Source organism: Marinobacterium iners DSM 11526 (assembly GCF_900107855.1).
In the GTDB taxonomy this organism is placed as follows: Bacteria; Pseudomonadota; Gammaproteobacteria; order Pseudomonadales; family Balneatricaceae; genus Marinobacterium; species Marinobacterium iners.
Window position 1 is genome coordinate 28517 of sequence record NZ_FNRJ01000020.1, and the last position, 12790, is coordinate 41306.

At 56.8% G+C, this 12790-nt stretch carries 12 protein-coding genes; 8 read left to right on the plus strand and 4 right to left on the minus strand.

From position 1 onward, the window contains the following. Window positions 1–12: 12 nt before the first annotated feature. On the minus strand, window positions 13–1518 hold the full coding sequence (locus tag BLV48_RS16090; protein ID WP_091827814.1) for an NAD(P)H-hydrate dehydratase: 1506 nt from the start codon (window positions 1516–1518) through the stop codon (window positions 13–15). 71 nt (window positions 1519–1589) lie between these two features. Here BLV48_RS16090 and queG point away from each other — a divergent pair, with 71 nt between their 5' ends. Next, window positions 1590–2720, plus strand: a complete 1131-nt coding sequence (gene queG / locus BLV48_RS16095) for a tRNA epoxyqueuosine(34) reductase QueG (protein WP_091827815.1) — start codon at window positions 1590–1592, stop codon at window positions 2718–2720. A gap of 19 nt (window positions 2721–2739) precedes the next feature. Here the strand turns inward: queG and orn are convergent, their stop codons facing one another. Further along, complete coding sequence (gene orn / locus BLV48_RS16100; protein WP_091827816.1) at window positions 2740–3282, minus strand: oligoribonuclease; 543 nt, start codon at window positions 3280–3282, stop codon at window positions 2740–2742. Between the two features lie 96 nt (window positions 3283–3378). Between orn and rsgA the strand changes: the two genes are divergently transcribed. The 7 genes from rsgA (at window position 3379) to BLV48_RS16135 (ending at window position 10340) form a co-directional block, all read left to right on the plus strand. After that, window positions 3379–4404: a small ribosomal subunit biogenesis GTPase RsgA gene (gene rsgA / locus BLV48_RS16105; protein WP_091827817.1), complete on the plus strand. Its 1026-nt coding sequence runs from the start codon at window positions 3379–3381 to the stop codon at window positions 4402–4404. Between the two features lie 23 nt (window positions 4405–4427). Then, window positions 4428–6044, plus strand: coding sequence for an HDOD domain-containing protein (locus BLV48_RS16110; RefSeq protein WP_091827818.1), 1617 nt, complete (start codon window positions 4428–4430; stop codon window positions 6042–6044). 71 nt (window positions 6045–6115) lie between these two features. Further along, window positions 6116–6946 (plus strand): sulfurtransferase, encoded by an 831-nt coding sequence (locus BLV48_RS16115; RefSeq protein ID WP_091827819.1) that lies wholly within the window; start codon window positions 6116–6118, stop codon window positions 6944–6946. 12 nt (window positions 6947–6958) lie between these two features. After that, entirely contained in the window at window positions 6959–7822 is an 864-nt protein-coding gene (gene asd / locus BLV48_RS16120) for an archaetidylserine decarboxylase (protein WP_091827844.1), read from the plus strand. A gap of 76 nt (window positions 7823–7898) precedes the next feature. Further along, window positions 7899–8900 carry a CAF17-like 4Fe-4S cluster assembly/insertion protein YgfZ gene (gene ygfZ, locus BLV48_RS16125; RefSeq protein WP_091827820.1) on the plus strand — a complete coding sequence of 334 codons (1002 nt, stop codon included), beginning with the start codon at window positions 7899–7901 and terminating at the stop codon, window positions 8898–8900. Window positions 8901–9099: 199 nt separating this feature from the next. Continuing rightward, a complete protein-coding gene (locus BLV48_RS16130; RefSeq protein WP_091827821.1) occupies window positions 9100–9768 on the plus strand; it encodes a hypothetical protein in 669 nt (222 codons plus the stop codon). A 17-nt stretch (window positions 9769–9785) separates the two neighbouring features. Further along, window positions 9786–10340, plus strand: coding sequence for a FlgO family outer membrane protein (locus BLV48_RS16135; RefSeq protein ID WP_091827822.1), 555 nt, complete (start codon window positions 9786–9788; stop codon window positions 10338–10340). 152 nt (window positions 10341–10492) lie between these two features. Here the strand turns inward: BLV48_RS16135 and ung are convergent, their stop codons facing one another. After that, on the minus strand, window positions 10493–11182 hold the full coding sequence (gene ung / locus BLV48_RS16140; RefSeq protein WP_091827823.1) for a uracil-DNA glycosylase: 690 nt from the start codon (window positions 11180–11182) through the stop codon (window positions 10493–10495). An 85-nt stretch (window positions 11183–11267) separates the two neighbouring features. Then, window positions 11268–12782 carry a lysine--tRNA ligase gene (lysS, locus tag BLV48_RS16145; protein WP_091827824.1) on the minus strand — a complete coding sequence of 505 codons (1515 nt, stop codon included), beginning with the start codon at window positions 12780–12782 and terminating at the stop codon, window positions 11268–11270. Between the last annotated feature and the right edge of the window lie 8 nt (window positions 12783–12790).

Below are 12790 nucleotides of genomic sequence, written 5' to 3' on the forward strand. Positions count from 1 at the left end.
CCCTTGTTACCCTCAGTCAAGCCCACTGAGCACACGCCTTACTCGGGTGATCAGATCAGTTGCAAGCAACCCGCGCTCCCCCTGCTCCAAAGCACAGAGGTCAGCTGCACGCGCATGTACATACACACCGGCACGCGCAGCATCGATGGCACTGAGCCGCTGCGCCCGCAAGGCACCGATGATACCGGAGAGCACATCCCCCATGCCACCACAGGCCATACCCGGATTACCGGCACTGCACAGGTGCATGCCATCACCATCAAAGCTGAGACTACCCGCTCCTTTCAGTACAATCGTACCACCGAGCTGCTGCTGGAGCTCACGTACTGCGTCAAAACGGTTTTGTTGCACCTGTGCGGTTTCCTGTCCCAACAGGCGCGCCGCCTCCCCCGGATGTGGGGTGAGAACCCAGTCGTGACGACCCGCCTGCAGATGTTGGCGCTGCTGTAACAGATTGAGTGCGTCCGCATCCAGAACCAGCGGCTTGCCACTGGCAAGTGCCTTTTGCAGTAATTGATCGGCCCACGCACTTTGCCCAAGGCCAGGGCCTACTACCAGCACATCAGGCCGCTCCAGCAGCGGCTGCAGGTCTTGTCCCGAGTTGACCCCTGACGCCATCACCTCCGGTGCCCGGGTCAGCGCCGCGGTTACATGCTCGGGCCGGGTCGCCAGCGATACCAGCCCCGCACCACTGCGCGCAGCGGCCTCAGCTGCCATCAAAGCAGCACCGCCCATGCCGTAATCGCCACCGATTACCAACACATGCCCAAACAGCCCCTTATGCGACGACCGTCTGCGTGGCGGCAGCAGTTTGGCCAGATCGTCGCGATCGGTACGAAAAGCGCTGGGCGATATCTCCTCATACACTTCATCAGGTAACAGCAGCCCATCAAATTTAAGCTCACCACAATGGTCCACACCGGCATGGGTCAACAGCCCTTGCTTGAGGGCAATAAAGGTAACCGTCATATCTGCCCTGACCGCCACACCCAATACGGCACCGGTATCACTGCAGAGGCCTGAAGGAATATCCACCGACAGTACGGGCCGATGACTTCGATTGATATGTGTAATCAACTCAGCTGCTTCTCCAGTGACTTCACCGCTGATACCAGTCCCCAGAAGCGCATCTACCAGCACTTCACCGGCCAATTCCATGCCAGGCCGCCAGCACTGCAACTGCACACCCACCGCGTCCGCCCAGCGCCAGGCGTCCAGCGCCTCACCCTGCAAACGATCAACGTAATCTTCCGCCAGCACCAGCAGTTGAACCTGAATGCCCTGTTGCCAGGCCAGACCAGCCATAATCAAGCCGTCGCCACCATTATTCCCGGTACCACAGACGATGGTCAGACTGCGCACTCCCGGCCAGCGCCCCAACAGTTCGGCAAAGGCGGCATGACCTGCTCGCTGCATCAGCCGAAAACCGGGGACAGCGAACTGCTCTATTGCGGTTCGATCCAGGGCACGACTCTGGGCAGCCGTGTATAATGCACCGGGCAGGTCTGATCTGCTCATGATTCACGAACTCCTTTTTGTTATCAGTTCATTATAGTGGATGGACTGAGTGCCATGGCAACCGGTTCCCCATGTCTGACTATACAACCGCACAACTGCAACAGCTCAGCCTGGCCCTTAAAGAAAAGGCCCGAGAACTGGGGTTTCACGATTGTGCGATTACCCTGCCCGACGCCAGTGCCGAAAGTGAGTCCTACACGCGATGGCTTGAAGCAGGCTACCAGGCCGATATGGCGTACCTGAACGAAAACCTGGACAAGCGCTTCGATCCAACATTGCTGCTGCCAGGCACACGCCGCATCATCATGCTGCGAATGAATTATCTGCCGACAGAAGCCCCGATCACCGGCGTATTGCGCAACCCTGACAAGGCTTACATCGCCCGCTACACGCTTGGGCGCGACTATCACAAACTGATGCGCAAGCGGCTGAAGCAGCTGGGCCAGTGGTTTAACAGCCAGATAGAGGGAATCGAAGTACAGTTCAGACCCTTTGTGGACAGTGCCCCGGTGCTGGAGCGGCCGCTGGCTCGCAATGCCGGGCTGGGCTGGATCGGCAAACACACTCTGCTGCTCAATCGCCATGCAGGTTCATGGTTCCTGCTGGGGGAGCTGTTCATCGACCTGCCTCTGCCTGTGGACGCACCTGAGACAGAGCAGCACTGTGGCCGCTGCCGTGCCTGTCTGGATGTCTGCCCAACAAACGCCTTTCCCGAACCTTACGTACTGGATGCCCGCCGCTGTATTTCGTATCTGACCATTGAGCACAAGGGCAGCATCCCGCACGAGCTGCGCCCCCTGATGGGCAATCGTATTTTTGGCTGTGACGACTGCCAGCTGATCTGCCCCTGGAACCGCTTTGCCCGCCGCTCCAGCGAACCTGACTTTCAGCCCCGTCACGGACTCGACACGGCATCGCTGCTGGAACTGTTTCTTTGGGACGAGGCCACTTTCCTGAAACGTACTGAGGGGTCGGCGATTCGCCGTACCGGTTATGAAGGCTGGCAGCGAAATCTGGCGGTTGCGCTGGGCAACAGCAATGGAAGTGACGCTGTCATGGAAGCGCTGCGCAACCGCCGAGCAACAGCTTCAGAGATGCTGATCGAACATATCGACTGGGCCCTGCAGCAGCTGAGCGAACGCCATGCACCACGCTCGCTGCCGCTGCTCGATCACCCCGGCGCAGGCCGCTTGCCCGAGTAGATCGACCACAGCCCCGACATCAAAGGCGGAAGAAATGCCGACGATAGTGGCGCAGCTCTTCGATCGACTCGCGGATATCATCAAGCGCCAAATGCGCACCCTGCTTTTTGAAGCCATCCAGAATGCCAGGCTTCCAGCGCTTGGCCAGCTCCTTGATCGTGCTCACATCAAGGTTTCGGTAATGGAAGAAAGCCTCCAGTTCAGGCATATGACGCCAGAGAAAGCGGCGATCCTGACCAATACTGTTACCGCACATGGGTGATGCACCCTTTTCACTGTATTGCAGCAGAAATGCCAGCATCTGCTGTTCCGCCTCGGCCTCGGATATAGTGCTGGCACGCACCCTGTCAGTCAGCCCGGACTGGCCATGCTGGCGAGTACACCACTCATCCATGCGCGACAATACGGCGTCTGGCTGGTGTACCGCGATCACCGGCCCCTCCGCAATCAGATTCAGATCCGCATCCGTCACGATGGCAGCCATTTCAATGATCCGGTCTGTGTCCGGATTCAGGCCGGTCATTTCCAGATCCACCCAAACCAGATTTTCCTTCAGCGCCATGCACCCTTTCTCCCCTGGCAAGACTGTCAATTTTTCTCGGATTAGAATACCTTAGCACGTCAATGAATAAAGCTGTGAGCGAGTGATACCCGCAGGATGGGAAAACGCAAGGTTAATCGTCGCCAGGCTTGGCGCATCGACAAGATTCAGTCTGAACGAGCTGCCCGCGCAGAGCGTAAAGACGCCCTGATTGAGGATCAACTGGAAGGGGGCGAACTGGGCCCTGAGCAGCATGGTCTGATCATTTCCCACTTTGGCCGCCAGGTCGATGTGGAGGCACTTGAGGGTGAGAGCAAGGGCGAGATCCTGCGTTGCCATCTGCGTACCCATCTGGGCCAACTGGTCACAGGCGACCGCGTCATCTGGCGTCGATCCCCTGACAGCGGTGTTGTAGTGGCCGCACTTGATCGTCACAGTGAACTGCTGCGCCCCAACAACCATGGCGAATTGAAACCGGTCGCTGCCAACATCGACTTTATCGTCATTGTTATCGCCGTGGAGCCTTATGCGCATGCAAACCTGATTGATCGCTATCTGGTTGCGGCCGAGGCCAGCGACATTGAGCCGGTGCTGCTGCTGAACAAGGCCGATCTGCTCAATGACGAGAACCGCCAGCGGCTTGAGCCTCTGCTGGAGCAGTACCGTTCACTCGGCTACCGCACGCTGCAGGCATCGACGGCCAGCAGCCATGGCCTGGATGAATTGAAGGCCCTGCTGGCCGATCACATCAGCGTGTTTGTAGGCCAGTCCGGCGTGGGCAAATCATCCCTGATCAACAGCCTGCTTCCCGGTGCCGATCTGCGTGTCGGCGCGCTTTCAGAACAGTCCCGCAAGGGTAAGCACACTACCACCACTGCACGGCTGTTCCACTTCCCGGATGGCGGGGACCTGATTGACTCACCCGGCATCCGCGAATTCGGCCTCTGGCACATGACTGAAGATCAGGTGCTCAGCGGCTTTCGTGAATTGGCGGATCTGCAGGGGCACTGTCGCTTCAGAGACTGCCGGCACGAGCAGGAGCCGGGGTGCGCATTCCTTGAAGCGGTCGATAACGGCAGTATCAGTGAGCAGCGCTTCAACAGCTACCGCCAGATTCTCAATTCCATGCAGGACAACCGCTGAACAATGGAGGGCTCGGCACAGTCATGAGCAGCACCCCATGCCTCTACGGATCCGAAGCCTGGACTGAGTATCTGGCCGAACGCACCCTGCCGGTCCGGGTCAGCATACTGACCCGATTCCAGCGCCTGCTGCAAGATGACAACACAACGCTGCGACAGTTGTCGCAACTGATCCGTTCCGACCCAGTACTGAGCCTTCAGGTCACGCGCATTGCGCAAAAATTACATGCAGCCAAGGGCTCAAGCGTTACCAGCATCGACCACGCTGTCAACTCAGTGGGGCTCGATCAACTAGCCTTGCTGGCAGAGGGCCTGCAAAGCCTCAAAATCAGCCCACGCAACATGCAGCAAAAAATGTACTTCCGTGCCATCGCCGACAGCCTGCACGCCTCCAGCCAGGCAGCCGAACTGTGCCGACAACGCGGATTGCCTTTCGTCGAGGAGGTACGGCTGGCTGCTCTGCTGTATGGCTTTGGCCACTGGCTGCTGTGGCTGCATGCGCCGCTACACAAGCATGAATATCAGAAAAAGGTACTGCTGGAAAAAGTGGATGTTGCACTGGCAGAGCAGGATGTGTTTGGTTGCACGGTACAGGCACTCAGTGCCGAGTTGGCAAAACACTGGGGCCTGCCAGAGCTTACCCTGGCTGCGCTGGACCACGATACCTCCCCATCGCGTTCCGACCTGCAGCTGCTGCATCGTCGCGCCTTGAAAGACCCCAGACTGGGCCAACTGGAGCAACGCGAAATCAATCAGCTGACTCAGGAGCGCTTTTTCCCGGTCAAACTGGGCAACTGGCTGGCTCTGACCAGCACCCGCGGCTGGCAAAGCAAGAAAACTCTTCGCCTCTACGACATCGCCGCTGACTTTCTGAGCTGGCCACGCGACAGACTGGTCGCACAGTTGCACCAGACCTGTGCCGAGGCCTCACGCCAGTATCATATACCCGGAACCCTGAGCCCGGCAGCACAGATGCTTTTTCTTCCCTCTGAAGAAACCCTCTCGGGGCTGATCGAGAGCCGGGAACTGCAACAACTTAAGCAGCATTACCCGCCACCCGAGAAACCCGTGCTCAAGAAACCCGAGCCGCCCCGCAAAGAGCACCATACACGTGAGCGCCCCGCAGTCACCACTCATGCGAGTGAGGGTCTCTACACACAGATCCTGCAGCGTCTTCAGGATGGCTACTCACTCTATACCAAGCCGGCACACATACTGCAGGCGTTGCTGCGGGGGTTACACCAGGGCCTCGGTCTTGGTCGCATCGCCCTGTTGCTGATCAACCCTAAAAAACGGCTTTTACACTGTGCTCGCACGCTGGGGATAGCTGATACGGCTGCGATTAACCAGCTCATAATCGACATCGAAATTCCGAGCCTGTTCAAGCGCCTGACCGACAAGCCTGCCGGCATATGGCTGGACAGAGCCAAACGCAAAACCCTGCGCCCGATGCTGCCGGATCCCTTTATTGAGGCGGCACACAGCGGTGATTATTTACTGATGTCTGTTTTCCACAAGGGCGAGCCGCTGGCGATACTGTATGCCGATGACGGCGATGATGCCGAGCATCTGTCGGAGTTCCAGTATGAGCAATTCCGCCAGCTCTGCGCCGCGGCAACCCTTGCGCTGAAACATCTATAGGCAGAGCCTTTGAGACTTATCGCAGGCTTCGTTATGATCAACTCCATCACATCCGAACGGTCGTCCATACTATGCTGACACTCCCTCTGGTGATTGAGCCGCTGGCGTTACAGGCTCAACTGAGCCACCCTGACCTGCTGATCATCGACCTTTCCAGCCAGGAACATTACGATCGGGGCCATGTACCCAGCGCTGTTCGGCTGGATGCGGCCAAACTTTTGCGCGGTGCTGGCCCCGTCCCCAACCTGATACCGACCGAAGAGCAGCTTACCGATCTGTGCTCAGAGCTTGGCATCCGCCCCGAAACCCAGGTCGTTGCCTATGATGACCAGATGGGCCCCTGGGCTGGACGATTGGTCTGGACACTTAACTGCATCGGTCACAGCCACGCATCGGTTTTGAACGGGCAACTGCCCGCCTGGCAGGCAGCTGGCCTTGAGCTGGAGACATCGGCCAATATCCCAACCCCAGCCATACGCCAGGTCAGTTTCAGCCGTCCCGAACTGCTCATGAGCGCTCAGGACATTGTGGCCGCTCTGGAACAGGAGCGGTTGACCGTGTGGGATGCTCGCTCGGCTGCCGAATTTTCCGGTGAAAAAGTGGTCAATGCCCTCAAGGGCGGACATATACCGGGGGCACGCCATCTGGAGTGGACCGATCTAGTGCAGCCTGGCCCAGTGCCGCGGCTAAAGCCCGTAGCCGAACTGAAGCAGCTGCTGCAACAGGCTGGCATCAGCCTTGACCAACCCGTCGTGACCCATTGCCAGACCCATCGACGCTCGGGCCTCACTTGGCTGGTCGGCACCTGGCTGGGCATGCAACAGCTTTCCTGCTACGACGGCTCATGGTTTGAATGGGGCAACCGCCCCGAACTGCCCGTTGAACAATCCACTACTGCATAAGTGAAATTCGCGTTGAAAGATACATTGTTTATTCTGCTGCAACACCTCCTGCCACAGCATCTGCTGTCGCGACTGGTCGGGCGCCTCGCCGAGTGCCGCACCCCCTGGTTCAAGAACCTGTTTATCAACTGGTTCCGCAAACGCTACGGCGTAGACATGAGTGAGGCCTTGCAGCCCGATCCTGAAGCATACGAACACTTCAATGCTTTTTTTACACGCGCCCTGAAACCCGATGCGCGTATTCTGGACACAACACCGGGCGCCGTGCTGTCACCAGCCGATGGCGCCATCAGTCAGCTGGGCAAGATTGAGCATGGCCGCATTTTTCAGGCCAAGGGACGCGGCTATGCCCTGACAACCCTGCTGGGCGGGGATGCAAGGCGCGCCGAACCCTTCATCAATGGCGAGTTCGCAACCATCTATCTGTCACCGCGTGATTATCACCGTGTACACATGCCACTGACGGGGACGCTGAAGGAAACGGTCTATATTCCGGGTGATCTATACTCGGTCAATGGCACTACGGCCGAGGGTGTCGATAACCTCTTTGCCCGTAATGAGCGCCTGGTAGCCATCTTTGAAACTGAACTGGGCCCCATGGCAATGGTGCTGGTGGGCGCTATGATCGTAGCCGGTATCGAAACCGTCTGGAACGGGCAAGTCGCACCGCTTCCACGTCAGCCATTGAGACTGGACCGATTTGATTCGACCACCCCGCCACAGCTTGAAAAGGGTGCCGAGATGGGCCGATTCAAGCTGGGATCAACCGTCATTCTACTGTTCCCCAAAGACAGCATGAACTGGCAGGACACACTCAAGGCCGGCAGCGCGGTTCGCATGGGTGAGCAATTGGGTCAGGCAACGCAGAACCAATAGCCCTGCCAATTGTCGGCTGATAGGCGCTGGCCGATGCATTACACTGCAACCAGATCAGGTCGCAACGGAGAAAAGCATGAATACACATTGGGTTAATCGGCTCAAGCAGCCGGAGTTCGAACTGGAAGGCAACAGACTGATCAAGGTGCCGTCTGCCGAGCACAGTACCCATTATGTGCCCCTGACCGACTACAGCATTATTTCAGTGAAAGGACCTGATGCTCACAAGTTCCTTCAGGGACAGCTGACCTGTGACCTGAGCGAAGTGGACCGTATGGGGGCCTTGCCTGGTGCTCATTGCAATATCAAGGGCCACATGCACAGCCTGTATCAGGTGATGCGTGCCAGCGACTCGGGCTATTGGCTGCGTATTCGAACCGACATGGCTGAAAATGCCCTCACACTGCTCAAGAAATACATTGTTTTCTCCAAGGCAGAGGCCGAGCTGGAAGAAGACCTGATCGGCATAGGGCTGCAGGGCCCCAACGCATCCGAGATTGGCGACCGCTTGAGTAACGCCTTCGGGATTGCACACCTGCTGGTCACGGAGCGCCCCGGAGCCCGGCGTGAATGCTGGTTTGAAACCCGGCTGATGCCACAAGTGCTGGAACTGGTAGAGCAGAGCGCCAGCCCTGCACAGCGCAATGACTGGGAACTTCTTGAAATTGATGCGGGCGTACCCGAGCTGGCACCTGTCACCTCTGAGGCATTCATTCCCCAGATGACAAATCTGCAAGCCATTAACGGCGTCAGTTTCACCAAAGGGTGCTACACCGGACAGGAGATCGTCACCCGCCTGCAGCATCGCGGCCAGCTAAAAAAACCGATGTACCTTGCTGAGGTCCACTGCAAAGACGCCCCCAGTCCGGGCGATACACTGGCTTCTGAACAGAAAGACAATGTGGGTCAAGTCGTGCGTGCAGCCCATATTCCAGGCGGTTACAGGCTGCTGGCTGTCATCGCCAAGGATCAGGCTGAAAATCAGCCACTGCATCTGGGTAACCCCGAGGGGCCACTGCTCCAACTGCTACCGCTGCCTTACGAGCTGGATCCAGCTTTATTCCAAAGCAAGCGCTGATCAGTACAACTCCAAACTTGGGCGTGCATCACGTTTATTGATGTACACCCAAGTGTATAAAACAGTTTTTTGTTATTCTCACACTGTACTGAACAGATTCACAAAACCTTAAATCTGGTTTTTTTACGGAACGAGCTTATTTCCTGAGTAAATTTTACGCTATCCTTTGCTCTGGACTCACTAAATAAAGGAACTCACCATGCTTCGGAAGGTATGCCTCCTGGGCATCGGCAGCACTTTGCTTGCAGGATGCTTTGGCACTCACACATCTCAGGCGCCCATCGCCACCACTTACCCCATCACTGAGCAGCAGAAAATGCAGGCAGCCCATCATTGGGATGTGCTTGCACAGCACCAGGCTGACATGCTGATCCAGAGTGACATGATCAAAAGCCAGCCGCTTTATATAAAAGGTGCCGATACGGCAACACCTTTCAGCACGGCGTTTGACAACCTGCTGACCAGCCAACTGGTCTCCAAAGGCGCATACATTAAAGCCAGCCCAAGCCAGGCTGCCGAGGTCAGCTACAAGGTTCAAGTGGTAGAGCACAAAGACCGTGGCCCCATCCGTGCGCCTCAAGGCGCCATCACGACTCTGGCAGCAGGAATTGCCGTTGCAACAATTCCGTTCAATCATTGGGCAGAGCCCGCTCTTGCGCTGATTCCGGCCGCAGGGGCTGTAGACCTGTTCAGCGGCAGTTGGACCAGCGAGACAAATCAAGAGGTCGTAATAACCACCCAGGTTACCCTGTCTGATCAAGTGGTCTACTCAAATTCAAGCATCTACTACATCAATCCGGGTGACTTCGATCACTACAAGGTTCCCGCCAAAACCACCAAGACCGTTCAGGTCAACAATCAATGGTAATCAGGGAGGAGCCCAACATGCTTAAACGTTGCAAACACTACCTGACGGCGGGAGCGGTAGCTGTGATGCTGCTCGGCACCGCAGGATGCAGTACCAGCCAGCCAACAGCTTCAGCTCATTCCGCAGAAGTTGACCTGATCAGCGAAGTACGTGAAGCATCCAACCAGTTGATCAGCAAATCCTCAGGCATCAACAGCCACGATCCTCTACTGGCTGCAACTTTTGCGGATATCGATGATCTTCAGCAGTCTTCAACTTTCGGTCGTGCGCTAACCGAGCAGTTTACCAGTGCGCTGACCAGCAAGGGACTGCCCGTCATTGAAGTCAAAATGCGCGAAAGCCTCTTTATCAAAGAGCGTACCGGAGAGCTGATTCTCTCACGCAAACTGAATAGCCTTGTGGAAGCCCACGATGCGCAAGCCGTACTGCTTGGCACTTATGCCATGGGCGGTAATTACGTTTATGTTAACGTACGATTGGTGCGTACCAGCGACAACATTATCCTGGGTTCCCACGATTTCAGCTTGCCTCTGAATCGCGATATAAAGGCCATGCTGCCCCGACGCCGTTAAGCAATGACAACTTTCAAATGGATCGGCTCAAAGGAGCCGGTCTGTTTGAGTTGTACCCCTTAAGACACTCGATCAATACTCCCCCTGTCCTGATCCGCTCACTCTGGCATTGTCCCCCATATTAAAAGCCCGGGGCCTGAAGCACATTCAGGTCAAGCCGCAGGGGATGAAGGCAACTGCCAGTCAATAGGCTCACGTCCCTGCTCCAAGAGCCATTGGTTGGCCTGACTGAAGTGACGACACCCCAGAAAACCGCGATGGGCAGAAAGTGGTGAGGGATGCGGAGCCTTGAGCACCCGGTGTTTGTTCTGATCGATACGGGCCCCCTTCTTCTGTGCATAACTGCCCCAGAGCATGAACACCACATGCTCGCACCGCGCGTTCACCAGTTCGATGACACGGTCGGTAAACTGCTCCCAACCCTTGCCCTGATGCGCGTTGGCATTACTCTGCTCTACGGTCAGAACCGCATTCAGCAACAATACACCCTGCTGCGCCCAATGCTCCAGGTAACCGTGGTTGACCGGTTCAATACCCAGGTCGGACTGCAACTCTTTGTAGATATTCACCAGCGAAGGCGGAATGCGCACACCCGGCTTTACCGAGAAGCACAGGCCGTGAGCCTGTCCAGGCTGATGATAGGGGTCCTGACCAATAATCACCACTTTTACGCGATCAAGCGGAGTGGCTTCCAGCGCATGGAACCAGTCACTGGAGTGCGGAAAAATGACTTTGTGGGCAGCCTTCTCTGACTGCAGAAACCGTTTTAAGGTCTGCATATAGGGCTGTTCAAACTCCTGCTGCAGCCAGGGCTGCCAGCTGGGTGCCTTGTCCAGTGCCATGGGGGTCTCCCGAAAATTCACGCCGTAAACAAACAGGGCCACTTTAAAGTGGCCCTGTGGATAACTCACTGCCCACCTTCAGTTCTCATCCACGCGGACGCATGGCCGGGAACAGCAACACGTCACGAATGGAGGCTGAATCGGTAAACAGCATCACCAGACGGTCGATACCGATCCCCTCTCCCGCTGTCGGCGGCAAACCATATTCCAGAGCGTTGATGTAGTCGGCATCATAGTGCATCGCTTCATCGTCACCGGCATCCTTCTCTTCCACCTGCTTGCGGAAACGCTCGGCCTGATCTTCGGCATCGTTCAGCTCCGAGAAGCCGTTGGCCAGTTCACGGCCGGCCACGAAGAACTCGAATCGGTCGGTCACGTGCGGGTTGTTGTCATTGCAACGCGCCAGCGGGCTGACTTCAGTCGGGTACTCAGTGATAAAGGTCGGTTGATGCAGGCGGTGTTCGACAGTCTTCTCGAAAATTTCGATCTGTACCTTGCCCAACCCCCAGCTGTCCTTAACATCAATATCCATGCGCTCGGCGATCTGGCGAGCAGCCGCATCATCGGCCAGTGCTTCGGCGGTAATCTCCGGATTAAAGTGCAGAATGGAATCGAACACGCTCATGCGGGTAAACGGTTTGCCCATGTCGTACTCGAAGGTTTCCAGCACTTCGCCTTCTTCGTTACGCACAGTGTTGACCACCACTGTGGTACCCAATACATCCTGGGCCACAGTACGCAGCATGTCTTCGGTCAGGTCCATCAGATCGTTGTAATCGGCATAGGCCTGATAGAACTCGATCATGGTGAACTCAGGGTTATGCCGGGTCGAGAGCCCTTCATTACGGAAGTTGCGGTTGATCTCGAACACGCGTTCAAAACCACCCACCACCAGACGCTTGAGATACAGCTCCGGTGCGATACGCAGGTACATTTGCAGGTCCAGCGCATTGTGATGCGTAGTAAACGGACGCGCCGTGGCACCACCAGGAATCGGGTGCAGCATCGGCGTTTCGGCTTCGATGAAACGTCGATCGATCAGGTACTTGCGAATGCCGGCGACGATCTTCGAGCGCATCTCGAACACCTTGCGCGACTGATCGTTCATGATCAGGTCGACATAACGCTGGCGATAGCGCATCTCCATGTCCTGCAGCCCCTTGAACTTGTCGGGCAGCGGACGCAGGCTCTTGGTCAGCAGCTGAAACTCAGCCATATCCACATACAGGTCACCCTTGCCGGACTTGTGCAGCACGCCGCTGACGCCGATGATATCCCCCAGGTCGACGGTCTTGGCAAAGGCACGCGCTTCCTTGTTCACGTACAGCTGAATACGGCCACTCATGTCCTGCAACACCATAAAGGCGCCGCGATTGAGCATCACACGGCCCGCCACGGCGACCCGGATACCGGCCTGCTCCAGCTCTTCCTTGCTCTTGTCACCATGCGCCTGCTGCAGATCTTCGGCGTAGCTGTCACGGCGGAAGGTATTGGGGAAGGCATTGCCTTCCTGACGCAGGGCGGCGAGTTTTTCGCGACGCTCGGCGATCAGGCGGTTTTCATCTTGCTGCACGGTTTGCTGCACGTTGTTGTCTGACATCGGGGTTA

Bases quoted from the DNA above. Each gene is read 5' to 3' on its own strand.
- BLV48_RS16090 (WP_091827814.1), bottom strand. From the start codon at position 1,518: ATGAGCAGATCAGACCTGCCCGGTGCATTATACACGGCTGCCCAGAGT.
- queG (WP_091827815.1), top strand. From the start codon at position 1,590: ATGTCTGACTATACAACCGCACAACTGCAACAGCTCAGCCTGGCCCTT.
- orn (WP_091827816.1), bottom strand. From the start codon at position 3,282: ATGGCGCTGAAGGAAAATCTGGTTTGGGTGGATCTGGAAATGACCGGC.
- rsgA (WP_091827817.1), top strand. From the start codon at position 3,379: ATGGGAAAACGCAAGGTTAATCGTCGCCAGGCTTGGCGCATCGACAAG.
- BLV48_RS16110 (WP_091827818.1), top strand. From the start codon at position 4,428: ATGAGCAGCACCCCATGCCTCTACGGATCCGAAGCCTGGACTGAGTAT.
- BLV48_RS16115 (WP_091827819.1), top strand. From the start codon at position 6,116: ATGCTGACACTCCCTCTGGTGATTGAGCCGCTGGCGTTACAGGCTCAA.
- ygfZ (WP_091827820.1), top strand. From the start codon at position 7,899: ATGAATACACATTGGGTTAATCGGCTCAAGCAGCCGGAGTTCGAACTG.
- BLV48_RS16130 (WP_091827821.1), top strand. From the start codon at position 9,100: ATGCTTCGGAAGGTATGCCTCCTGGGCATCGGCAGCACTTTGCTTGCA.
- BLV48_RS16135 (WP_091827822.1), top strand. From the start codon at position 9,786: ATGCTTAAACGTTGCAAACACTACCTGACGGCGGGAGCGGTAGCTGTG.
- ung (WP_091827823.1), bottom strand. From the start codon at position 11,182: ATGGCACTGGACAAGGCACCCAGCTGGCAGCCCTGGCTGCAGCAGGAG.
- lysS (WP_091827824.1), bottom strand. From the start codon at position 12,782: ATGTCAGACAACAACGTGCAGCAAACCGTGCAGCAAGATGAAAACCGC.